This window comes from Paenibacillus sabinae T27 (assembly GCF_000612505.1).
Taxonomy (GTDB): Bacteria; Bacillota; Bacilli; order Paenibacillales; family Paenibacillaceae; genus Paenibacillus_AQ; species Paenibacillus_AQ sabinae.
In genome coordinates, this window is sequence record NZ_CP004078.1 from 579,520 (window position 1) to 602,620 (window position 23,101).

Genomic DNA, 23,101 nt, shown 5'->3' on the forward strand with positions numbered 1-23,101 from the left:
AAAATTCGCTACGAAAGCATATATTCGCTATATATTATAGCGCTATCTATGATTTATTTTCCAATACCTGCAGGCAGGGGAGCGTTACCCGGAATGCCGTGCCCTCGCCCGGAGCGCTCGTTACGCCGATTTCCCCGCCATGCGCTTCGGTTATCGATTTGGTGATCGACAGCCCGAGCCCCGAACCGCCGTACTTGCGGGCCCGGGAGGGATCGCTGCGGTAAAACCGGTCGAACACATGGGAGAGATGCTCCGCAGGAATGCCGGCCCCGTTATCCCGAACCGTCAGCTCCGCGCGGGAGCCGGCAGGCCGCAGGGAGATGGAGATTTTTCCCGACTGCGGGTCCGTATGCTGCACCGCGTTCTGGAACAGATTCAGAACAACCTGCTTGATCTTGTCGGGATCATACAGCCCTCTAATGCCGCGGGAGAGAGAAAATTCGACTTCCCGTACTCCGGCGAGCATCACCAGATGAGGCCGCATCTCCTCGATGACTTCGTCCAACTCGAGCTCTTTGGTCCGTAGCTGCGGAGCGCCGTCCATCCGGGCGAGGAGCAGCAGATCCTCCACCAGCTTGTTGATGCGCTTCGATTCGCCGTGCATGGTGTTCAGGGCTTTGTACAGCTGTTCCCGGTTCTCCGCCGCACCCCGCAGCAGCACTTCGAGAAAACCGTGGATCGAGGTCAATGGCGTCCGAAGCTCGTGAGAGGCGTCGGCGGCAAACCGGCGCATCTGTTCCTTGGCCTCCCGCTCGCTGCGGAAGGAACTCTCCAGCCGCTCCAGCATGCCGTTGAACGAGGAAGACAGCTGGTCGATTTCGGTCTGTCCCTGTGCGGACGCAAACCGGACATCGAGATTTCCCGCATCGATAATCTGCGCGGTCTTGCGCATATTGGACAGCGGGACAAGAGCCTTGCGGAGGGCGGGCAAGTAGAGCAGCAGACCGCCCGCCAGAGCCGCCGCGGACAGCGCCGCGTAAGTCAGCAGCTGGCGCATTATAACGTCGCGCAGCGGGGCCGTATCCGCGGTCATTTGCAGAACGCCCAGCGGATGGCTCGGAGGACCGATGGTCATGAAGACAGCCAGATGCTCGGTCCCGTCTTCGGAGGTCAGGATCCTGTAGTAATCCGCGTCTCTGCCCGCGGGATGCTGAAGCAGCAGCTCGTATTCCTCGTCCTCCATCCGGGGAGCGGGTGAGTCGGCCAGCGTCTCTGCCTGCAGATCGGTAAAGGCGCCGTCCGGGCTAAACAGGGCGAGCGTTGTCCGGGCGTCCAGCAGCAGCGGACGCCGTCCCGGGGTGTGCCTGTCGCTGCCCGCGGCGCTCCCGGGACTGGCGCCCGTCCATTCGTTGCCGTTCAGCCCCGGGCTGCCGTTCGTCGTCCCGCCGCCGTCCAGCTCCAGGCTGCCGCTCGCCGCCCCATCGCCGCCCTGCCCCGAGCTGGCGCCTGTTGCCCAGGCGCTGCTCTGTCCAGCGCCGCCTTCCGGCGCTTCGGCGCTGGCCTCGCCGGCAAAGCCGCCGCTCTCTGCCCCGCCGCTCCCGGAGCTGGGGAACAGCGCACCGCCACTCTCCTGTCGGCTCCGGGCGAGCTCGAAGATCAGCTCGCGGGGAACCGATTGGATCTGCGAGTGCATGGCCTCCGCCCGGTTCGTGTAGAGAAAATTGCGCATGATCACGTATTGAAGCACTCCGATGAGCAGGAGCAGTCCCGAGAGAATCAGCAGCGAGATGGCGAGCAGCCGCCCCCGAAGCGAACGGGGAGGATGCAGCCGCCGCCGGATAGCTGACCAGCCGGGGATCATAGGAGATCCACCCGGTAGCCCGCGCCGCGCAGCGTGCGGATGATGCGGTGCTCCTTATCGCCCAGCTTCTCGCGAAGGGAACGAATGTAGACCTCCACGATATTTTCTTCCCCTCCGAAGTCGTATCCCCAGACCTTGTCAAGGATCATCGGCTTGCTCAGCACAAGCCCGTGGTTGATGACCATGTACTGCAGCAGCTCGTACTCCGTCGGCGAAAGCTCAAGCACGGAGTCCCTGAAGCGGATTTCCTTTCTCCGACCGTCGATCCGGAAGGGGCCGCAGCGCACCTCGCCAAGCAGTCCCGGGAACCGGTTGCGGAGTCGCGCCTGAATGCGCGCGAGCAGCTCTTCGAAGCTGAATGGCTTGACCATATAATCGTCGGCCCCGAGGGACAGTCCCTTGACGCGGTCGTCGACCTCATCCTTGGCCGTCAGCATAATAACGGCGATGTCCGGCTCTTCGTCCCGGAGAACTCGGCAGACTTCAAAACCGTCCATTCCGGGCATCATAATATCGAGAATGGCAACATGAGGTTTGAATTCGGCGGCGATTTCAAGAGCCGACAGTCCGTCCGGCGCCGTTCTTATGTCAAAGCCCTCATTTATAAGTCCCAGTTCCAGGAACTGGAGGATGTGAGGCTCATCGTCCACCAGCAGCAGACGGATGCCTAGGTGAGCTTTCATGGTTATCCCTCCATGCCTACTTTACCCAAAAACGGTGTTTTTTCATTATGCCATACCAACTTGAATGTTTGCTGAAAATTACCTTAATCATTTCATGCCTAATCTTCTTTCATCGGTGTTCAAATTGGTTAATCTAAAGTATAGGGAGAAAATATCGCTCCTCTTCTCCGTCATGGCGGACAGGCGTATTATGGTGCCTTAGGAAGCGATTACAAACAAAGGAGGACGGCGATTGCTCATGCGATGACGGCAAGCCGAAAACGTGAACTTTTTTTTATTCAGGAAAGGGTTTTGACGATGGGTATCGAAAACTTATTATATAGGATTTAGGGTCGGAAACCCATTCATCCCCGTTTGGTCCGGCCGATCCAATCCATTCCAGCCTTCCCCGTTTGCAAGACTTTTTTAAACTGCCTTTCTTCTCAAAAAGTTCTGAATCACCGGTTCAAAACGGCCCGTCATCCAGTAAAATGCAATAGGAACTCTTTTCAGCGCTGTCTTTGCTTCGCACCAATCATTTTATCCCATTTATTGAAGAAGCTTTACTACCCCAAGTCAAGGAGGCTCTTCCAAATGAAGAAAAAAGAAATGGTAGCCATGCTTCTGGCAGGTGGTCAAGGCAAACGATTGAAGGGCTTGACCAAGTCTATTGCCAAACCCGCGGTCTATTTTGGGGGCACCTACCGGATCATCGATTTTCCCCTTAGTAACTGCACAAATTCGGGGATTGATACGGTTGGCGTATTGACTCAATACGAACCCCTGGTGCTGAGCTCCTACATCGGCATCGGCAGCGACTGGGATCTCAACCGCAAGAACGGCGGGGTGTTCGTACTGCCACCGCATGAACGCGAAGACGGCAGCAGCTGGTACCGGGGAACGGCTGATGCGATTTACCGGAACCTTAAATTTGTCGATCAATTCGACCCTGAGCATGTGCTCATTCTGTCGGGTGACCATATATACAAAATGAATTATAACGCCATGCTTGAATACCATAAGGAAAAGAAAGCCGACTGCACCATTTCGGTCATTGACGTTCCCATCGAGGACGCCAGCCGATTCGGCATACTTAACACGGAAGAGAACCTGAAAATTTACGAATTCGAGGAAAAACCCGCAAAGCCCAAGAGCACGCTGGCTTCGATGGGGGTCTATATTTTCAAATGGGAAGTTCTGCGCCGCGCTCTGCTGGAGGATGGGGAGGATGCGCTTTCTTCCCACGATTTCGGCAAAGACATCATTCCGGCATTGCTATCCAAAGGCAAGTCGATGTACGCCTATCCGTTCGAAGGGTACTGGAGAGATGTCGGCACCGTGAACAGTCTCTGGGAAGCCAATATGGATCTGCTGAGCGACAACCCGCCGCTTAACCTGAATGACCCGTCCTGGAGAATATATACCCGCAATCCGAACCAACCCGCGCAGTATGTGGCGCCGGGAGCGAAAGTGTCGGGCTCCATCATCAACGAGGGCTGCATTGTTCGCGGGGAAGTGAAGCATTCCGTGCTCTTTTACGCCGTCGAGGTAGGCGAGGGCAGCGTCATCACGGATTCCGTCATCATGCCCAAGGTTAAAATTGGCAAAAATGTGCGCATCCACAAAGCCATTATCAACGAAAACACGGTGATCGAAGATTATTTGGAAATCGGCACGGACCGGGAGAACGAGGATGAAATCCTGCTCATCGACAACCGCAGCAAGAAGCGCAAATCGGTTCCGGCCAAGACCATTTAATCATAATAGAGGACGGTGAATCTGATGAAACAGCTCATGGGAGTAATCAATCTGGATCATGAATTGGACAATTTAAACGAACTAACCTATTTCCGCTGCGGCGCAGCCGTACCTTTTGCCAGCCGCTATCGTCTGATTGATTTTGTTCTCTCCAATATGATGCGCGCCGAACTGGAGAGCGTGGGGCTGTTCGTCCGCCGTAAGTACCGCTCCCTGATGGACCATCTGGGCGACGGAAAATCATGGGATATGAACCGCAAGCACGGCGGCCTGTTTATTTTGCCTCCCGACTGGAACGACCCGACGGACACGTCTCTTGGGGACCTGCAGCATTTTCACAATAATCTGGACTTCTTCAAACGGGCGTCGGCCAAGTACATTGTGCATTCCGGAAGCCAGCATATCAATACGATTGACTTTCAGGAGCTGTACAGCTATCATCTGCAAAAAGGCGCCGACGTCACGCTGGTCTACAAAAAAATCGACCAGCTCGAGCCGGAGCATGATCCCTGCCTGCGCCTTGAGGTGGATGGCGAAGGCAATGTGACGAATATTCATCACGAGAAGAATCATCCGAACATCTATCTGGATATGTTTATCATGGAAAAAGAGCTGTTCCTCGAACAAGTGGAATACTGCATCGCCCACGGAGAAAGCTTCTTCTTCCGGGATGCGATCCAGAAGAGACGGGATAAGCTCAAGATAGCCGCTTTTGAATATACAGGTTATCACGCTGTCATTAACTCCCTGTCCAGTTATTACAAGAACAGCATGGAACTGCTAAACCAAGAGGAATACACCGACTTGTTCCGGGACAATCTGGTTCAGACCAAAATCAAGTACGAAGCCCCGACCCACTATCTCGAAAGCGCCAATGTTAGCAATTCGCTGGTGGCGAACGGCTGCATCATCGCGGGCACGGTGGAGAACAGCGTTATTTTTCGGGGCGTTCAAATCCGCAAAGGGGCAAGGGTTGTGAACTCCGTCGTCATGCAGAAATGCATTATCGAAGAGAATGCCGTCATTGAGAACGTCATTTTGGACAAAGACGTGCAGCTGAGTCGGGAGCGGATTCTAGTCGGCGACAGCAAGCGTCCGTTTGTCATTGCCAAGAGCAGCAAAATGTAGGGTCGCAATACATCAGTGTCAGGAGGAACCTGCTTGTTGTTTACCGATAAAGAAGCGTTCAAGGAAGCATTTGTCGATGATTTGGTCGGGAAGCTGGGCAAGCCGCTGGAAGAAGCCTCAATTGCCGATGTTTACCATATCCTGGGGAGTATGGTTCGGGCACAGACGGGAAAGAACTGGGCGAATACTAATCTGAAATACAAGGCCGGCAGGGAAAAGCAGGTCTACTATTTCTCGATGGAATTTCTGATCGGCCGACTGCTGGGGAATAATCTGCTGAATATGGGCGTTTTGGAGATGGTGCGGGACGGGCTTTCGGAGCTGGGCTTTTCCCTGCAGGATGTCGAGGAGGAGGAGGCTGACGCGGGTCTGGGCAATGGCGGCCTGGGAAGGCTTGCAGCCTGTTTTCTCGATTCGCTGGCTTCCCTGCAGTATGCGGGACACGGCTGCGGCATCCGTTACAAATACGGCCTGTTCGAGCAGAAGATTGTGGACGGTTACCAAGTGGAGCTGCCCGATTATTGGCTGCAAAAGGATAATGTATGGGAAGTCCGGCGGGAAGACAAGAGTGTGGAGGTCCGGTTCTGGGGACGCGTCGATATCGACAAGGTGGGCGACAAGCTCGTGTTCCGGCACAAGGATTACGAGGCTGTGCGAGCGGTGCCGTACGATGTGCCGATTATCGGCGCCGACCGGCGGCATGTTAATACGCTGCGCAACTGGAGCGCCGAGTCGATTCTTCGGCCGGACAGCGCCTTGGGCCTGGAGCCGGGCACGGACTACCATAAATTCCTTGAGTATAAACGCTCCGTGGAATCCATCTCCGAATTTCTGTACCCGGACGATTCCGAGTATGAGGGCAAGCTGCTGCGTCTGAAACAGCAGTATTTCCTGTGCAGCGCCGGTCTGCAAAGTATACTGCGAACCTTCGGAAAGCTGGGGCTTCCTCTGTCCGAGCTTCCTAACAAGGTGGCACTGCACATCAACGATACGCATCCCACGCTCGTCATTCCGGAGTTGATGCGGATTCTGATGGATGACAGGGGCCTGGAATGGGATGAGGCCTGGAATATAACGACCCGAATGGTTTCCTATACGAACCATACGATTCTTAGCGAAGCGCTGGAGAAGTGGCCGGTGAACATGGTCCGCGAATTGGTGCCCCGGGTCTATCTCATCATCGACGAGATTAACACAAGGTTCTGCGCCGAGCTGATGAGACGCTATCCGGGCGACCAAAACCGGATTTCGCAAATGGCGATTATTTATGACGATCAGGTCCGGATGGCGCATCTGGCCATTGTCGGCAGCCACAGCGTAAACGGCGTGGCCGCGCTGCATACGGATATTTTGCGCAAACGGGAAATGAGACTGTTCGACGAAATGTACCCGCACCGGTTCAACAACAAGACCAACGGCATTACCCATCGGCGGTGGCTGATGCATGCCAACCGGGACTTGGCCGGTTTAATCACCGATGCGATCGGCACGCGCTGGATGACCCATCCGCAGGAAATGATTGGCCTAATCAAATACTGCGAGGATTCCTCGTTCCAGCAAAAGATAGCCGAGATCAAGCGGAAGAACAAGCTTCGTCTGGCGGAATACATCAAGAGCCGGCATAATGTCACGGTCGACCCTGATTCCATCTTCGATGTGCAGGTCAAGCGGCTGCATGCCTACAAGCGCCAGCTGCTTAATATTCTGCATATCATGCATCTTTACAATCAGATCAAGGCGAGTCCGGGGATCGATATCGTGCCGCGCACGTTTATCTTCGCCGCCAAAGCCGCTCCAAGCTATCACTTGGCGAAGCGGATCATCAAGCTGATCAATACCGTGGCCGACATCGTCAATAGGGATTCCGACGTCAACGGCAAGATCCGTATCTTCTTTCTGGAGAACTATTCGGTGTCGCTGGCGGAGAAGATCATCCCGGCAGCCGATGTCAGCGAACAGATCTCGACGGCGAGTAAGGAAGCGTCGGGCACCGGTAATATGAAGTTCATGATGAACGGCGCGCTGACCATCGGGACGATGGACGGAGCCAATGTCGAGATGAACGAAATGATCGGCAACGAGAATATGTTCCTGTTCGGCCTGCGCGCCGAGCAGGTCATGGATTATTACCAGTACGGCGGGTACAATGCGCGCGGCATGTACAATAGCGACAGCCGGGTGAAGGAAGTGCTGGATCAGCTCATTACACCGGGGCCAATCTGCTGCTACCATCAGGATTTCGAGCATATTTACCATTCGCTGCTCGACAATAACGATGAATTTTTCGTGCTGAAGGATTTTCCGAGCTACGTCGAGACGCATGTGGAAATCGACCGCGCCTATCGCAACCGCAGCGGATGGCTGAAGAAATCCATCATCAATATCGGCCACTCCGGCAAATTCTCCAGCGACAATACGATCAGCCGCTACGCCTCCGAAATCTGGAACATCCGGCAGGTACCGCTGTAAACGATTTGGTGGAAGAACATAACGAAATGAAGGATAACGGCAAACGGCTGCGCCCCGAATCGGGGCGCAGCCGTTATTTTTTGGCGTATGAGGGAATTATTAAGAAATACGGTGCGGCTGGCGGATGCAAAGAGGTCAGAGAACCTCGGAGACCATGGCCGCAAAGCGTTCCAGAAACCGGCGTTCCTCGTCGCTGAACCGGTGCTTGAGCGGACTGTCGACATCAAGCACGCCGAGCAGCTGGCCGTCCTTAATCAGCGGGACGACAATCTCGCTGTTGGATGCGGCGTCGCAGGCGATATGTCCCGGAAAGGCGTGCACATCATCCACGACGAGCGTCCGGCGCTCGTTCGCCGCCGTGCCGCATACTCCGCGGCCGATCGGGATGCGGATGCAGGCCGGCATTCCCTGAAACGGACCGAGCACAAGTTCATTCCCGTCATACAGGTAGAAGCCGGCCCAGTTCGTATCCGTAAGCGAGAACTTGAGCAGCGCCGCGGCGTTGGCCAAATTCGCGATCGGGTTCGGTTCGTCTTTCATCAAGGCCCCAAGCTGAGCCAGCACGGCTTCAAACCGTTCGCTGCGCGTTCCGTCATAAGGCATTGCCTGAAACATGGAGCATCACCTTTCTGTATATGAAGTCAGTCTTGAATAAGTAAACTGTTGTAACTATCAACATAGTACAGTGATGAAGCCGCCGTCAAGCTTTGGCGCAGGATTGTCAAAATTTAAGTTTTTAGTTTATCAAAATACGGCTCGTTTCCTGATCAATGTGTGTTTCCCGCTGCTGCCCTAAGGGTAATGAATTCATAAATAATGGAAGGCTTATAGGCCGGAAGGAGTGAAACATGCGAGCCGATGTACAGAATATGTTCATAGGGATCCACATGCTTTATTACGCCCGTGAGCGGGACCTGACGGTAGCCGATATGCAGAATGAGCTGGAGAATTACGGGTACCGTATAGGCGAGCGGGAGGTTAAGCATGAACTGGAGCGTTTGACGCAGGACAATTTTCTGACAGCCCACGGCGAGGAGTACAGCATTACGGGGACAGGAATTGAGGAGTTCAAGGAAATTCTGGCCAAGCTGGAATTGGTGTGCGGCGAGGTTCTGGAGCCGGTGAAGGCTGCGGGAATGACAGGCTGAAGCCAAGGAAGCGGGCGCTGCCCGGACGATGGCGGAGTGGACATTATGATAATAATAGCGTCAGTAATGAAAGGTGAGGGTGCCTTTCATTACTGACGTTATTTTTGTTGATTTTGGAAATAGGATATAATGGACGGGTTCAGAAGGGGGCGAGGGGATGAAGGAGCATAGCGGAACGGCGCCGGTATTGACCGGCCACAGGCTGACGCTGCGGGCTTTGAGACAGGAAGACGCCAAAGCGCTGCTTCCCTGCTGGTCGTACCCGGAAGCGGCCGTCTGGCTCGGAATCAAGCCGCTCGCCTCAAAGGCGGAAGCGGAGGAGTTGATCCGGCTGCTCCTTGTGATGGAGCGCGAGGAGGAGAGCCTGCGCTGGAGCATCACGCTGCCTAGCGGGGAAGTGATTGGAAGCTGCGGCTATAACAGCTGGCAGCTAGCGGGGGCCTTCCGGGGCGAGGTAGGCTTCGAGCTGTCGCCCGCCTTCTGGGGCCGGGGCTACATGCGCGAAGCGCTGACACTGGCCCTCGGCTACGGCTTCGAGGAGATGGGGCTCAACCGCATCGAGGCCCAGTGCCATCCGGCCAACCTCCGGTCGGCCCGGCTGCTGGCTTCTCTCGGCTTTCGCCGCGAAGGGACGCTGCGCGAATATCGCCATACCCCGTCGGGTTACCAGGACGTGGACTTGTATACGCTCCTGCGCAGGGAATGGCAAGAACTGTAACCAGAGAGAAGGATGGATATACGAACTTGCCGCATACTTCCCCCAATCGCTCGATGTACACCTGACGCGGACAATTTGTAAAAAGTGTCTTTCAAAGTGTGGACACTCTGCAAAATCGGCACACACGAGGCGAGCAAGTCCGAATTTCTTATTTTTGTCCATATATTGGGGTGAATGACAGCCAATCATCAACATATGGATGTCTGCTTTCAGAGCGTCCCTTATGCTCCGATGTCCACCTTTTAAAAGACATTTTTCATGAAATGTCTCCCTGGAATGGACGGACTGGACGCTGATTTCCTGTATAGCTGTAGGAGCAAATGTAAAGCATGATTTCAAGCAAAAAAGCGGCTGAGCCGCCCTTTCAAAGGGGGCTGCAGCCGCTTTTATTTGCGGTTAGCCGGTGGGAATGGACAGCCGAAGATTATTTCCGCGGAAGCGGAGACAGCTTCTCAGCCTGGAGCCCCATCTTTTTCAGCAGAACGATCATCTGCTCCTTCTCCTCGTCATTCAGACCGCTGAAGGCGAGATGGATGCGTTCCGAATATTTCGGGTACATATCGTTCATCAGGCGCTCGCCCTCGGGCGTCAGCTCCGCAAAAATAACGCGTCGGTCGGTCGGGCATGGCTTGCGCTGCAAATAGCCGCGCTCTTCAAGCTTGTCGATGACGTAAGTAACGTTTCCGCTTTGGAGCAGCAGTTTGGCGCCGATCTGCTGGATCGGCTGCGGTCCTTTATAGTAGAGCACTTCCATAACGGCAAAGGCCGTCGGATTGAACCCTTCGATTTTGCTTCCGATTACGGCATGTTCATTGATACTCTTGAACGACTTGGCGAACACCCGGTACAAGTGCAGCGTCAGCTGGGTATCGCGTTCATAGGATTGTATCATGCATCTCTCACCCTTTTTTTTCAATTCTTCGTGCGGGCCGCCCGCAGGGTTGAACAATCTCATCCTGAAAGCACGGGTCACCTGTGCAGCGAACCAGTATATATCCATACAATACGTTAAAAAATTGAAGAAAAACATGTGATTTGTCACAATGAGCAACTTTTAATAATTAAAAATCAAAATGCTTTCGTTCGCTGTACCGAAAAGAGAATCGGCCTGTGCGTGTAGAGTCGAGTACACCCCGGGACCGATGCTGAATGGCTCCTGTCAGCCTTAATATGGAAATATAATCAAAAAGGACGATAGGAGTGGAAAGACAATGAAAGAACGGAGCAATCTAAGTGGGCCAAAAAGCAAGCTGAAGCTGGGCCGCCCGCTGACGCTGCTGCTAACAGCGCAGTTCGTATCGAATATCGGCGATTGGCTGCACATGCTCGCGCTGCTGACGATGGTCGGCCTGAAGTGGAACGCCACGCCGTGGGAAATTACGGCAATCTCGCTGTGCATGGCCGCTCCCATGCTGCTAGGCGGGCCATTCGCCGGAGTGGCGGCCGACCGGCTGAACCGCAAGGCGCTGATGATCGTGTCGGATGTGGTCCGCGCAGTTATCGTCGCCTCGCTCATCTTCGCCGGTTCGCTGGCTCAAGTCTATATCCTGCTGCTGCTCAAAGGAACAATGGATGTCATCTTCTCGCCGGCCAAAAGCGGCAAGCTTAAAGAGCTGGTTCCCGCTTCCCAAATGGACGCCGCGGTTAGTATCAGCTCCTCCGTGGAGCAGATTACGAAGATACTTGGCCCTGCCCTGGGAGGTCTGCTTGTGGCGATGTTCGGCATCAACGCCTGTTACCTGATTGATGCTGTGACGTTCCTCGTATCCGCTGCGATTCTGGTCTTCCTGCCAAAGGGACGGAGAGCGGATTCTCAGGCTCGGACGGAGGGACACTCCGGAAGCCGGCCGTCCTTTCGCCGCGATATAGCCGCAGGTCTTAAGGTCATTGCCGGTATGCCCGCCGTGCTGAGCGGCATTCTTATGCTCGTAGCTGTGCTGCTTGTGCTGAATATCGCCGATTCGCAGCTTGTGACGCTGTTTCGGGTTATTCCCGGCGTCAGCGGCGATTTGCTGGGCTGGTGCATAGGGGCCGGCGGGATCGGCACGCTGGTGGCGGCGCTTCTGGTGGGACGTATGGGCGGCTCGCGGCCTCCGCTTCTCTTCATGGGCCTTGGCGCCGTATTGATGGGAGCGGTATTCACCGGAGCGGCCGTGGCGACTGCTTACGGCAAGCCGGGAGCGGTGATTTATATTCTTTTATTCTCCGCCTTTCTGCTGGCGGGAGCAGGGGCTGGGCTTGTCTTCATCCCGTTTCAGTCCATGCTGCAGAAGCGAACTCCCGCGGCTTATACCGGCCGGGTCTTCGGGACCGTAAACAGTCTGGCCAGCGCTTCCGTCATCTTGGGTCCGGTGGCCGGCGGGGCGCTTGTTACGGCGTCGGGACCGGTAGCCGCCTTTATCGTCTCCGGATTGCTTACCCTGCTGCTGGGCGCGGTGATGCTGACGCTCCGGGGCTATATCGACCGCAGGGATCAAGCGGCCGGCGCCGGAACCGCCGAAGAGAATGCGGTTGCGTACTAATCAGGAGTTGCTGCAAAAGCTGTGATCAAGTGGTAATATGTGTATTAGTGTCCAACGCGGGAATGCGGCGTTGACCTTTATTATTTATACATTACTGGGAGATGGAACAGTTGGAAGATAAAGAAACGGGACGGGAGCAGCCGGATATTGTACTGGACGTTGCCATAGCCGAAGCGGGGTACGAGGAAGGTGATATTCGTATCGCGGATATTTCGTTCACCGTCCGTCGCGGTCAACTGCTTGGATTGATCGGTCCGAACGGAGCCGGCAAAAGCACGACGATCAAGACTCTGCTCGGCTTGCTGAAGCATGCTAAGGCCAAGGTGGAGATCGGCGGCTTGGACGGCGGTTCTTGCGCCTATGTACCGGAGCAGCCGGTCTTCTACGAGGATTTGACGCTGTGGGAGCATCTGGACCTGTCGGCTGCCGCCTACGGGCTGGAATATGGGCAATTCAAGGAGGCGGCGGAGCGTCTGCTCCGTCAGTTCGGCATGGAGCATGTGCGCGACGATCTGCCAGCGGGTTTCTCCAAAGGGATGAAGCAGAAAATGATGCTGATGCTCGGCTTCCTTGCCCAGCCTGATCTTTATATTGTGGACGAGCCATTCATTGGCCTCGATCCACGCGCGACCAAGGACTTTCTGAAGCTGCTGGAGACGGAGCGGCGGCGCGGAGCCGGTGTGCTGATGTCGACGCATGTGCTGGATACGGCGGAAAAGATTTGCGACTCCTTTGTGCTCGTATCTGCCGGAAAGGTGGCGGCATCAGGGACGCTTGAGCACATCCGCGCGGCGGCGGGACTGCCGGAAGCTTCGCTGTTCGACTGCTTCGACGCGCTGGCATGATAGGGGAGGGAAAGCTTGCCATGAACACAATGATGGAGAACCAAGCAGGCTATGATACTCCTTCTCCAAGGCGGCTGCTGCAAAGGCGGCTGGCCCGCCACTGGAAGGAACAATGGGGCATCATTCGCACCGCCGCGGACTGGACGGTGTTTCTGTACCTCATAATTCCGGGGGCGCTGCTGGGCGGAAGGTACTATTACGGCTTCTGGAATGAGCCGCTTCCGAAGTGGACTATGCTCCTGCCTTATGCCCTCCTGCCGGCGCTGCTTGCCTTACTTATGCAGGGCGGCATCCTGCTGCTGCTGCATGAAGGAGACCTGCTGTTCCTTCGTCAGCGCAAGGAGTGGCTGCGTACGGTAATACGGGGCGGAATAGAGTACAGCTTGGCGGTTACGGCCCTGAAAATTACGGCAGGTTTTCTGATTCTGCTGCCTTTTCTCGTCCGGGCCTACGGGCTAAGCGGAGCGGACACGGGAGCGCTGCTGGCCCTGAGCCTGTGCTGCGGGACATGCGTCAAGCTGCTCGCGCACATGGTAAGAGTACAGAAGCAGGGCTGGCGCAGATGGCTGTGGATGCTGCTTGCCTCATGGCTGCCGTGCGGGCTGTTCATCCGCGCCGCCGCGGCCTGGAGCGTTCATCCGGCGCTGCTGCTGCTTGCGGCTGCCGGGTACGCGGTGGTCGCGGCAGCCGCGCTGCGGGCAAGACTGAGGCTGCACGGCACGTTCCTTGGCGATGTGCGAGAGGACTTCAAGCAGCGGATGAAGATCGCCGGACTACTGCTGAGAGGCGTCATTGACAAGCCTCGTCCGACCCGGCATAAACCGTGGATCTTCCGTAAATCCCGGCCGCTGCTGCGATCCGTCACTCCCGAAAGCAGGCTGGCCGATGCGTCAATCAAGGCGTTTGTGCGCAATCCGGGACATTTCAAGCTGTATCTTCAGTTTACCGGGGTGGGCGCTATAGCCATTCTGATCGTGCCGGGAATGCTGAAATGGGCCGTCTGCATTGTGCTGGTATTATTGATGGCCTCCTGGCTGGTCTCGTACTGGAAGGTTTTTTCCAGTGAAGAGTTTATTGCGCTGCTCCCGTTTGCCAAAGAACGGAAAGCCGACGCGGGGAGCCGGGCGGTTCCCATTCTCCTGCTTCCGTTCTCTCTGCTGTGCTCGGCGGCTGCAGCGATTCCGCTGTACGGCTGGTGGGGGCTGGCGGTGTTCATCCCAGCCGGAGCGGTGATCGGTATTATGGCGGCAAGGGTATTTACCGCTTTTCGCCTGGCCAGATGAATCGAAATGAATAAACGCACCAGCGTGAACGACGAGGGCATCGTCTGTTCACGCTGGTTTAATTTTACAAAATATTTTGTTTCATCCCGGATTTTACCGGGTAAGTGGGAATTACTTTTAAAATTAAGGATTACCGCCTTCAGGCTTCCGGCCGTGCGGCATGCATCCCGGCTGTATATCCCGTTGAGAAAGCCGCAGTGATGTTATAACCGCCCGTATATCCGTGTATATCCAGGATTTCGCCGCAGAAATACAGACCCGGCATCAGCTTTGACTGCATGGTTCCGGGATCGATTTCCTTCAAATGAACGCCGCCCCCCGTAACAAACGCTTCCTCCAAAGGACGGGTACCGTGAACAGTAACCGGCATGCGCTTCATCAGGGCGGCGAGCGCCGCAAGATTGCTTTTGGAGAGATGAGGCACGGTAAGATCGCCATCAATTCCCGCCTTGGACAGCAGAAGCGGAATGAGCCGTTCCGGCAGCAGCCCCTTAAGCGCGTTGCGGACGGCCTTTTTAGACTCTGCTTCCAGCTTGTTCCGCAGCTCTGCTTCCATTTCATTTGGACTGAGGTCCGGGAACAGATCGATAGACAGCTCCACCGCCGGTTGTCCTGTCCTGCGCTGAACCTGCCGCAGAAACTGGCTGCAGCGCAGCGCAACCGGACCGGACAGCCCGAAGTGGGTAAAAATCATGTCGCCCCTGTGGGAGATCAGCTTTTTGCCCTTTTCATTCCAGACGGTAAGCGATACATCGCGCAGAGAGAGCCCCTGCAGCTCGCCGGACCTGACCCAGTCCTCACGCGATACAATCGGTACCTCCGTCGGGTACAGCTCCGTTACCGAATGCCCCGCTGCTTGGGCCCATGCATATCCATCGCCGGTGGAGCCGGTATGCGGGACCGATTTGCCTCCTGTCGCGATAATAACCGCCCGGGCGGTGAGCTTTTTCCCCGAAGCCAGCAGAACGCCGTGAACGCAGTCCTTCCCATATATCACTTCCCGGACCGGACTGTCCGTAATAACCTGAACGCCGAGGCTCTTGACTCTGCCGACCAACGCGGAGACGACACTGGAAGCTTTATCGGAAACGGGAAACATTCGGCCGTTATCTTCTTCCTTTAACTTAATGCCCAAATTTTCAAAAAAGGCGACGATGGAACGATTGTCGAATTGGCCGAGCGCGCTGTACAGAAAACGTCCATTGCCCGGTATATTGGCGATCAGCTCAGCTGTTTCCTTCATATTCGTCACATTGCAGCGGCCGCCGCCGGAGATGCCCAGCTTGCGTCCGAGCTTGGTTCCCTTGTCGATTAGCAGCACGGACGCCCCATGCTCCGCTGCGGCAACGCTTGCCATCAGACCGGAGGGTCCGCCGCCGATGACGATAACATCGAATTCACTCATGATATGGCTCCTTTTGCATATGGCAGGGCTGCGTTGATTCAGGTCTCATCATACCATTACCGCCCCTGCACGGGCCAGTCCAGCCCATAAAGGTATTCTTTCATTGTCAGATTGCACCAATTGCTTTAATCTAAGTCTGCACATAAAATTAACCGGGCCCGGATGGATGGTGATTACAATTACAACCGCGATAAAAGATATCATACTGCAAATTGCCGCTGCCTCATCTTTTTTGCTGTTGTTTCAATGGAGACTGAATCAAAGCCATCCCGCGCGCAGAAATCTTAAATTTCCGGATGACCACACTTTCCTAGCGTTGTGCTGTGCGCTTAGCCTTATACTCTGCTCTGTGCTGTCCGGCAGCCTGTTCGGGATTATCAATCTGAACTGGGCTGTGGTTCCGGCGTTTATCGGTATGCTGTATGGAAGCTTGCGCTCCCGTATTTTTCTCGGGGTGCTGCTGCTGGCGTGCACCATTGTGTTTCACTATCCGTTCACACCGCTCCATATTCTGCTCGATTCGAATATTTTAATATTTCCGCTCGTATTCAGTCTGGCCAAACGATTCAAGCAAGGAACGGATCTGGAGAAAATTTCGATTATGTGGGGCCTGCTGGCCTCGTGCACGCTGTTCAGAGTGCTTACGCCTCTGCTCGACGGCAAGAGCTACTCTGTACTTCGACCAAATGAAATCGCACTCATTTTGTGCATGCTGTTCTTCAGATTCCTGTTCGGAGGCTTCATGATTTATTGGCTGGAATCGGCTCTGGACAAGCTTGAAGTCGAGGAACGCATAGCCCATATGTCCGAGAGATTCAGATGGGAAACCGATAATCTTCAGCAGATTACCAATATGGTGCCCTTAAGTATCTTTTCCATTGACGACAATTACAAGATTACCAGCATCAACGATACGATGATGAAGAAATTGCAAACCCGGCTGCCGAATATAAAAAGGAGCGATGTTCTGTTTCTTCCCGTATTCGACCTGATACATAAGCTGAAACTTAACGAGGATAAGGAACTGGACCGCCTACTGGAAATTATTGTGCTTAAGCAAAGGTTCATGGAGAAGGTCAATTGCTTAGGGAGAGTCCTGCATATTCTTGCAGCTCCCCTGGTTCCGCAAGAGCCCGGCCAGATCGGAGGGATGGTTCTCGTCATTCAAGACGTGACGGAGGAAGAGATGATTCGAAGCGAACTGGATCATGTCGAGCGCTTGACGCTGGTCGGCCAGATGGCGGCGGGAATTACCCACGAAATTCGCAATCCGATGGCGGTGGTGCGCGGCTTCCTCCAATTGATGAGAGAGAAGAGCACACCGGATATGGATTCTTATTACCAGATTGTCATGGATGAGCTGGACCGGGCCAACAGCATTATCACTGACTTTCTGTCACTTGCGCAGAGCGGTATTTCCAGCAAAGAGGACAGCAACCTTCACGATGTGATCGAAGAGCTGGCGCCGCTGCTGTGGGCCGATGCGAATCTTCGCGGGCAAATTGTCGAGCTCAAGCTGTGCGACTCCCTGCCGGTTCTGCGTCTCAATGTTAAGGAGATCAAGCAGCTGGTGCTGAACCTGGGACGCAATGCCATGGAGGCGATGGAGGCGAAGGGCGTGCTGACGCTGGAAACCCGCTGTGAGTCGGGAAAGGTTGAACTGCTGGTAAGAGATACGGGAAGCGGAATGTCGGAGACGGAGCTGGAGAAAATGTTCGTTCCTTTCTTTACCACCAAAGACCAGGGGACCGGGCTGGGCCTTCCGTTATGCCTCAGCATTGTCGAGCGGCACGGCGGTGCGATCTCCGTCGATTCCTGCGCCGGTTCCGGTACGGTCTTTATAGTGTCTTTTCCATACGAAACTAAGGAGAAAGCAACCTACGCCGAAGCTTAGAAGGGCGGCCGTTTGAAGCCGGATGTCTGCCAGCGGCAAGCAAAAGCCGGAGCTGCGCGGCCCTTCCGCTTGCTTTCGGAGGGTAGGAATGTATAATAAAGTTAACGAATGAACTGTTAAAAAGTTCATAGACAAAACTATTTAAGTGTAGAGGAGAGTGCGAAAGCGATGTCCATGTCTTTTGACCAATATATGAAGGATTCCATTCAACCGATGCGTGACGATCTGACCAGCATTGGCTTTAAAGAGCTGAGAACTCCGGAGGAAGTGGAAGCCGCACTGCCAACCGCGAAGGGAACCTCCCTTGTCGTCGTTAACTCCGTATGCGGATGCGCCGCCGGACAATGCCGTCCCGGTGTGGCTGAGGCGTTGCAGCATGACATCAAGCCGGATCATCTCTTTACCGTCTTTGCCGGACAGGAGAAGGAAGCCACTGCGAAAGCCCGCGAATATTTCGCTCCTTACCCGCCTTCCTCGCCTTCCATCGCTCTGATGAAGGATGGGGAGCTGGTGCATTTTATTGAGCGTCACGGGGTAGAGAACCGTTCGGCTATGGAAATCGCGGCAGAGCTGAAGGATGTCTTTGACCGCTACTGTCAATAAAACGAGGAGTTTTGCCTGCCTTTTCATCCCGCGGCGCCGGTTATTCCGGTGCCGCGGGATTATTTTTGGATTTCAGCATGATGAAACGGAGTTGAGCTGCTGTGAGCCTGCAGGAAGAGATCATTGCCGCACTCGGCGTTAAGCCGGTGATTGATGCGGAGGCGGAAGTAAGGAAGAGAGTCGATTTTCTGAAAGCGTATATTGTGGAATCGGGAGCCAAAGGACTGCTGATCGCGATAAGCGGGGGCGTGGACAGCGCGGTGGCCGCAGGTCTGTGCAAACGCGCGACGGACGAGCTGAGTGCTGAACGGGGCAGGGATTATTTGACGCTTGGAGTGTTCCAGCCTTACGGGGAGCAGGAGGATATTGGAGACAGCTACGCGGTGGCCGGGACGTTTGGGCTTATAACGGTGGAGACGAATATCGAGGATACCGTTGGCGAGATTGCGCTTGAAACGGAGTATGCGCTGAAGGCAATGGGGCAGTACCGCCATTTGACGCACAAAGGCAAAGGCAACGTCAAAGCGAGAACGCGGATGGTGATTCAGTATGCGCTCTCTTTTGAGAACAACCTGCTCGTGGTTGGTACCGACCACGCATCCGAGGCGATTACCGGCTTTTACACCAAATGGGGCGACGGAGCCGTGGATATAGCGCCGCTCCGTTCCCTGAACAAACGCCAGGTGCGCCAGCTGGCCTCTTATCTCGGAGTGCCCGCCGAAATCATTGGCAAGGAACCGACTGCCGGATTATGGCCCGGGCAGACGGATGAAGCCGAGCTTGGCGTTACGTATGAGGAGAACAGCGATTACCTGGAGGGAAAGCCGGTAAGGCCCGAAGCGGCGGAGCTGCTGGAGAAATTCTACCGCGAAACGGCGCATAAGCGGGGCGCTATCCCCGGCATCTAGTATGAACAATATGCCGGGTTAGCCGCACCGCTGCGGCAGTTCAGTGCCGAAAGCAGCAGGCCGCCGCAGAGCGGTATTCCTGCTAAGACTTCAGGATTGCAGCACCCGGTCAATAAAGGCCTCGGTCGCGAACAGTGCCTGTTCCAATTGCGGGGTAGGCCCGGCAAACGGGTGGACCGTTCCAAAGGTATGGTCTCCTTCGGGAATCTGAATCCAGTCGATATCCGGTCTGACGGCGATCAGCTTCTCGGACCCCTTCTGCAGACGGGCGCCGTCATTGCTTCCCTGAATGAGCGCAACCGGGAATGCCGCCGTCCGCATCCGTTCAATAATATTGTAGCGCTCTTTCTGATGCTCCAAATCCTCCAGAATGACGGCGTCCAGAGGCATTTGCTGGCCTGTCCGCCCGTTAAGGACATAGGCGCGGCCTTTTTCACGCATGTCCCGTTTCTGTTCTTCCGTGAACAGATCCAGATCGGTAACGCCGTTCCAGGAGATGACGCCGGCGGCATCGCCCGGATGGTCCAGCGCGTACAGCAGACAGTCGCCTCCGCCCCGGCTGTGTCCCAGGAGGAAGAGCGGAAGTCCGCCAAGCTTCGGATGCTGGCTGAGATAGGAGAGCAGCACTTCCAGATCTTTGAGCTCACGATGATAGGTATTGCGCGCGAATTTATCGAGCTCGGTGAAATTCTGGAGATCCTCGCCGATTCCGCCATGGGAGAAATTGAAGGTGACGACCTCGTGCTTCCCGCTCAGCGATTCCGCGGCATAAGGGAACATTCCCCAATCCTTGAAGCCTTTATAACCGTGTGCGATTACAATCAGACTGGCTGCCGCTCCCCGGGAAGGGAAACGCGTACAGCGCAGAACGGCGTCATCACCTGCGGGTATTTTAAAATTGATGCTTCGACTCATCAGAAAATGTCCCCTCTCGTAAGCGAATGGCTGGTCCATTCAGGTGCCGAAGGCACCGCTATGGCGGCATGGACTTCGGCTCGGTTTTCTTTTAAGATAGCAGAAAGCCTGCCTCAACACTATACTATTATACCATTCCCCATATGAATTTACGGAAAAAGAAGATTTGAGGAGCGTGTACCCTTGATCTATGGAATCGGGCACGATGTGCTGGAAATCGAACGAATTGCCGTTCTGCTGAAAGGGCGGCTCGGCGGCAGGTTCGCGCGCCGCATTCTGACCGAAGGCGAGCTTCGCCTGGCCGGAAGCCGGGGCGGCCTTACGGCCGAATTCGCCGCCGGACGGTTTGCCGCCAAGGAAGCCGTCGCCAAGGCACTCGGGAGCGGTATCGGCGCTGCGGTCGGATTTGCGGATATCGAAGTCCTCCCCGGGGAGAGCGGAAGACCGGAGGCTGTCCTTTCGGAAGAAGCCTGGACGCGGCTGAATCTGCCGGGAGGACATCCGTACGCCATCCATCTTACCATTACGCATACCCGCGGTCTGGCGTCGGCCTTCGCCGTCGTTGAACAGCGGACGAGAGATTGAACGGCGCAGTATTTTGCCAAAAGAATTTGACATCAAGGAGCGTGAGCATGGCACAAGAAGAACGGCAGGACATGGAGCGGCGTCAGGATATGGAATTCTTCAGCCGTCATTTGCTTGAGTGGTACCACGAGCAGAAGCGGGACTTACCGTGGCGGCGCTCCCGCGATCCGTATCATATCTGGGTATCGGAAATTATGCTGCAGCAGACCCGGGTGGATACGGTCATCCCGTATTTCAACCGCTTTATCGGGCGTTTCCCGACGATCGAGTCTTTGGCCGAAGCGCCGGAGGAAGAGGTGCTGAAATGCTGGGAAGGACTCGGTTATTACTCCAGAGCCCGCAATCTGCAGCATGCCGCAAGACAGGTGAAGGAGACTTACGGAGGAAAGGTGCCGGACGACCGCGAGGCGGTGTTTGGCCTTAAAGGGGTAGGCCCCTACACGGCCGGTGCGATTCTCAGCATCGCCTTTAACCGGCCGGAGCCGGCAGTGGACGGGAATGTGATGCGGGTGCTCTCCCGCTTCTTTCTGCTTGAAGACGATATTGCCAAGGCCAAGACCCGTGTGAAAATGGAAGGCTTGGCGAAGGAGCTTATTCCCGCTGGCGAGGCGTCCCATTTCAATCAGGCGCTGATGGAGCACGGAGCGCTTGTCTGCACCCCGAAATCGCCGCGCTGCCTCGTCTGCCCGGTGATGGAGCGCTGCGCTGGGCGGTTTGCGGGCCGCGAGACGGAGCTGCCCGTCAAGACCAAGGCCAAGCCGCCGCGCCCGGAAACGCGGCTTGCGGCCCTGGTGGAGGGCCGCGGCGAGCGCGCGGGCCGGGTGCTTGTGCGGCAGCGGCCGTCCAGCGGGCTTCTGGCCCGCATGTGGGAGCTGCCGCACTGGCCGGCGCCGGAGGCTCTCGGCGCCGGAACTGCGCGGCCGGGGGACGCGGCCGCGATGGACCGGCTGCGCCGGTCCCTGAGCGAGGCCGGGATCTCCGCCCGGCCGGAGGAGCATTTTATGGCTGCCGAGCATACGTTCAGCCATATCCATTGGACCCTGCAGGTGTACCGCTGCAGGGAGGAGCCGCTTCCGCTGCCGGTGGCTGCGGAAGCGCGCGGGCCGTACGCCGTGCAGGGTACGGCCGAAGGGGCGACGGCGCTATCTCCGGGCGCGTCCACTAAGGAGCCCGAGCTGTTCGCCGACGAAGCCGGACATGACGGGGATCGGGCGGAAATCCGCTGGATCGGGCGCGAGGACATGGCGAAATACGCTTTTCCGAACGTCTTCCTTAAGCTGCTTAACGCTTATTTCGATCAAAGGGATAGCGCTGAGTTCAGTGGATAGGCCTGCCGCCCCCGCGGAATGGCCGTCTTTGCAGGGCGGCTTTAGCGAGGTGGCTAACGGCACGGTCCGCGGTGCATAAGTGCCGCTTCGGTAGAATAAAGGTGCGAAGTAAACGTAAAAATAAAGGTGCGAAGTAAACGTAAAAAAGGGATTGCCCCGCGCAGGGCAATCCCTTTTTAAATGTTAACTGCGTAATAGCAACTTGCTGCTGCCTTAACTGCGCAATGGCAACTTGCTGCTGCCGTCACACGAACTGCGGCTAAGCCGCAGCCGGTTTACTTCGCGCTTTCGTAGAGTTTGCCGACGGCATCCCAGTTCACAACGTTCCAGAACGCTTTGATGTAGTCGGGGCGTTTGTTTTGGTATTTCAGGTAGTAGGCGTGCTCCCATACGTCCAGTCCGAGCAGAGGAGTCGCGCCTTCCATAATAGGGCTGTCTTGGTTAGGCGTGCTCGATACAGCCAGTTTGCCGTCCTTGATCGAGAGCCAGGCCCAGCCGCTGCCGAAGCGGGTCGTTGCCGCAACAGCGAAGTCTTCCTTGAATTTCTCAAAGCCGCCCAGTTCGCTGTCGATGGCTTCAGCCAGTGCGCCTGTCGGTGCGCCGCCGCCGTTTGGTCCGATCGTTTCCCAGAACAAGGAGTGGTTGGCATGCCCGCCGCCGTTGTTGCGAACTGCAGTGCGGATTGCTTCCGGTACCGCGTCCAGATTGGAAATGAGCTCTTCAAGGCCTTTTCCTTGCAGTTCGGGTGCCTTTTCCAGTGCGGCATTGAGGTTGGTCACATACGTATTGTGGTGTCTGTCGTGGTGAATCTCCATCGTCGTTGCGTCGATGTGCGGTTCGAGTGCGTCATTTGGATATGGAAGTGCCGGTAATTCAAAAGCCATGGAAAAATCCCTCCTGATTTCAAATGGAATTTGTATACATCATATTAAACCGTATCTGAATCGAGAATGCAACACTAAACAAACAAAAATGTTTATTAAGTGAAATACCCTGCATCCACCGACTCATGCCCGCCATAATTTGTGTAAACTTGGTGTTAACTCTGTTAATATTTCCTGATATAAGAAACTTACACCCTAAATATTTCCTAAATGATGAACAATTTGCATACAGCGTGATGTATGCG

Annotated in this window: 20 protein-coding genes; 13 read left to right on the forward strand and 7 right to left on the reverse strand. The window is 55.5% G+C overall.

Annotated elements, in window-relative coordinates:
* Window positions 1-46: 46 nt before the first annotated feature.
* Entirely contained in the window at window positions 47-1,801 is a 1,755-nt protein-coding gene (locus PSAB_RS02725; RefSeq protein WP_025333061.1) for a sensor histidine kinase, read from the reverse strand.
* The gene (locus tag PSAB_RS02730; protein ID WP_025333062.1) at window positions 1,798-2,484 is read right to left on the reverse strand and encodes a response regulator transcription factor; all 687 of its coding nucleotides are present in this window, start codon (window positions 2,482-2,484) and stop codon (window positions 1,798-1,800) included. The genes PSAB_RS02725 and PSAB_RS02730 overlap by 4 nt, the downstream gene beginning before the upstream one ends.
* Before the next feature lie 573 nt (window positions 2,485-3,057).
* On the opposite strand from PSAB_RS02730, the gene PSAB_RS02735 reads away from it, so the two are divergent.
* The 3 genes from PSAB_RS02735 to PSAB_RS02745 are packed head-to-tail and all read left to right on the forward strand — an operon-like array spanning window position 3,058 to window position 7,818.
* On the forward strand, window positions 3,058-4,221 hold the full coding sequence (locus PSAB_RS02735) for a glucose-1-phosphate adenylyltransferase (RefSeq protein WP_025333063.1): 1,164 nt from the start codon (window positions 3,058-3,060) through the stop codon (window positions 4,219-4,221).
* A gap of 24 nt (window positions 4,222-4,245) precedes the next feature.
* Window positions 4,246-5,349 (forward strand): glucose-1-phosphate adenylyltransferase subunit GlgD, encoded by a 1,104-nt coding sequence (gene glgD / locus PSAB_RS02740; protein ID WP_025333064.1) that lies wholly within the window; start codon window positions 4,246-4,248, stop codon window positions 5,347-5,349.
* A gap of 36 nt (window positions 5,350-5,385) precedes the next feature.
* Window positions 5,386-7,818, forward strand: a complete 2,433-nt coding sequence (locus PSAB_RS02745) for a glycogen/starch/alpha-glucan phosphorylase (protein ID WP_025333065.1) — start codon at window positions 5,386-5,388, stop codon at window positions 7,816-7,818.
* A gap of 135 nt (window positions 7,819-7,953) precedes the next feature.
* Here the strand turns inward: PSAB_RS02745 and PSAB_RS02750 are convergent, their stop codons facing one another.
* Window positions 7,954-8,433 carry a GAF domain-containing protein gene (locus tag PSAB_RS02750; RefSeq protein ID WP_025333066.1) on the reverse strand — a complete coding sequence of 160 codons (480 nt, stop codon included), beginning with the start codon at window positions 8,431-8,433 and terminating at the stop codon, window positions 7,954-7,956.
* Window positions 8,434-8,666: 233 nt separating this feature from the next.
* On the opposite strand from PSAB_RS02750, the gene PSAB_RS02755 reads away from it, so the two are divergent.
* Together PSAB_RS02755 and PSAB_RS02760 are read left to right on the forward strand one after the other, a co-directional pair.
* A complete protein-coding gene (locus tag PSAB_RS02755) occupies window positions 8,667-8,966 on the forward strand; it encodes a hypothetical protein (protein WP_025333067.1) in 300 nt (99 codons plus the stop codon).
* A 157-nt stretch (window positions 8,967-9,123) separates the two neighbouring features.
* A complete protein-coding gene (locus PSAB_RS02760) occupies window positions 9,124-9,684 on the forward strand; it encodes a GNAT family N-acetyltransferase (RefSeq protein ID WP_025333068.1) in 561 nt (186 codons plus the stop codon).
* A gap of 424 nt (window positions 9,685-10,108) precedes the next feature.
* On the opposite strand, the gene PSAB_RS02765 is transcribed toward PSAB_RS02760, so the two are convergent.
* Complete coding sequence (locus PSAB_RS02765; protein ID WP_025333069.1) at window positions 10,109-10,576, reverse strand: MarR family winged helix-turn-helix transcriptional regulator; 468 nt, start codon at window positions 10,574-10,576, stop codon at window positions 10,109-10,111.
* Between the two features lie 319 nt (window positions 10,577-10,895).
* On the opposite strand from PSAB_RS02765, the gene PSAB_RS02770 reads away from it, so the two are divergent.
* From PSAB_RS02770 to PSAB_RS02780, 3 genes are all read left to right on the forward strand, one after another.
* Entirely contained in the window at window positions 10,896-12,206 is a 1,311-nt protein-coding gene (locus PSAB_RS02770) for an MFS transporter (protein ID WP_025333070.1), read from the forward strand.
* A gap of 101 nt (window positions 12,207-12,307) precedes the next feature.
* The gene (locus PSAB_RS02775; protein WP_025333071.1) at window positions 12,308-13,051 is read left to right on the forward strand and encodes an ABC transporter ATP-binding protein; all 744 of its coding nucleotides are present in this window, start codon (window positions 12,308-12,310) and stop codon (window positions 13,049-13,051) included.
* A gap of 20 nt (window positions 13,052-13,071) precedes the next feature.
* The gene (locus PSAB_RS02780) at window positions 13,072-14,334 is read left to right on the forward strand and encodes an ABC transporter permease (protein ID WP_025333072.1); all 1,263 of its coding nucleotides are present in this window, start codon (window positions 13,072-13,074) and stop codon (window positions 14,332-14,334) included.
* 139 nt (window positions 14,335-14,473) lie between these two features.
* Here PSAB_RS02780 and PSAB_RS02785 read toward each other — a convergent pair whose 3' ends face one another.
* Window positions 14,474-15,739: a BaiN/RdsA family NAD(P)/FAD-dependent oxidoreductase gene (locus tag PSAB_RS02785; RefSeq protein ID WP_025333073.1), complete on the reverse strand. Its 1,266-nt coding sequence runs from the start codon at window positions 15,737-15,739 to the stop codon at window positions 14,474-14,476.
* A 166-nt stretch (window positions 15,740-15,905) separates the two neighbouring features.
* On the opposite strand from PSAB_RS02785, the gene PSAB_RS02790 reads away from it, so the two are divergent.
* The 3 genes from PSAB_RS02790 (at window position 15,906) to nadE (ending at window position 19,144) form a co-directional block, all read left to right on the forward strand.
* Window positions 15,906-17,633, forward strand: coding sequence for a two-component system sensor histidine kinase NtrB (locus PSAB_RS02790; RefSeq protein ID WP_025333074.1), 1,728 nt, complete (start codon window positions 15,906-15,908; stop codon window positions 17,631-17,633).
* A 168-nt stretch (window positions 17,634-17,801) separates the two neighbouring features.
* Window positions 17,802-18,236 (forward strand): BrxA/BrxB family bacilliredoxin, encoded by a 435-nt coding sequence (locus tag PSAB_RS02795; protein WP_025333075.1) that lies wholly within the window; start codon window positions 17,802-17,804, stop codon window positions 18,234-18,236.
* A gap of 101 nt (window positions 18,237-18,337) precedes the next feature.
* Complete coding sequence (gene nadE / locus PSAB_RS02800) at window positions 18,338-19,144, forward strand: ammonia-dependent NAD(+) synthetase (RefSeq protein WP_025333076.1); 807 nt, start codon at window positions 18,338-18,340, stop codon at window positions 19,142-19,144.
* 90 nt (window positions 19,145-19,234) lie between these two features.
* Here nadE and PSAB_RS02805 read toward each other — a convergent pair whose 3' ends face one another.
* Entirely contained in the window at window positions 19,235-20,059 is an 825-nt protein-coding gene (locus tag PSAB_RS02805; RefSeq protein ID WP_025333077.1) for an alpha/beta hydrolase family protein, read from the reverse strand.
* Between the two features lie 183 nt (window positions 20,060-20,242).
* Here PSAB_RS02805 and acpS point away from each other — a divergent pair, with 183 nt between their 5' ends.
* Window positions 20,243-20,644 (forward strand): holo-ACP synthase, encoded by a 402-nt coding sequence (gene acpS / locus PSAB_RS02810; protein ID WP_025333078.1) that lies wholly within the window; start codon window positions 20,243-20,245, stop codon window positions 20,642-20,644.
* A 47-nt stretch (window positions 20,645-20,691) separates the two neighbouring features.
* Window positions 20,692-21,972: an A/G-specific adenine glycosylase gene (mutY, locus tag PSAB_RS02815; RefSeq protein ID WP_144240463.1), complete on the forward strand. Its 1,281-nt coding sequence runs from the start codon at window positions 20,692-20,694 to the stop codon at window positions 21,970-21,972.
* Window positions 21,973-22,247: 275 nt separating this feature from the next.
* Here the strand turns inward: mutY and PSAB_RS02820 are convergent, their stop codons facing one another.
* Complete coding sequence (locus PSAB_RS02820) at window positions 22,248-22,856, reverse strand: superoxide dismutase (RefSeq protein WP_025333080.1); 609 nt, start codon at window positions 22,854-22,856, stop codon at window positions 22,248-22,250.
* Window positions 22,857-23,101: the final 245 nt, after the last annotated feature.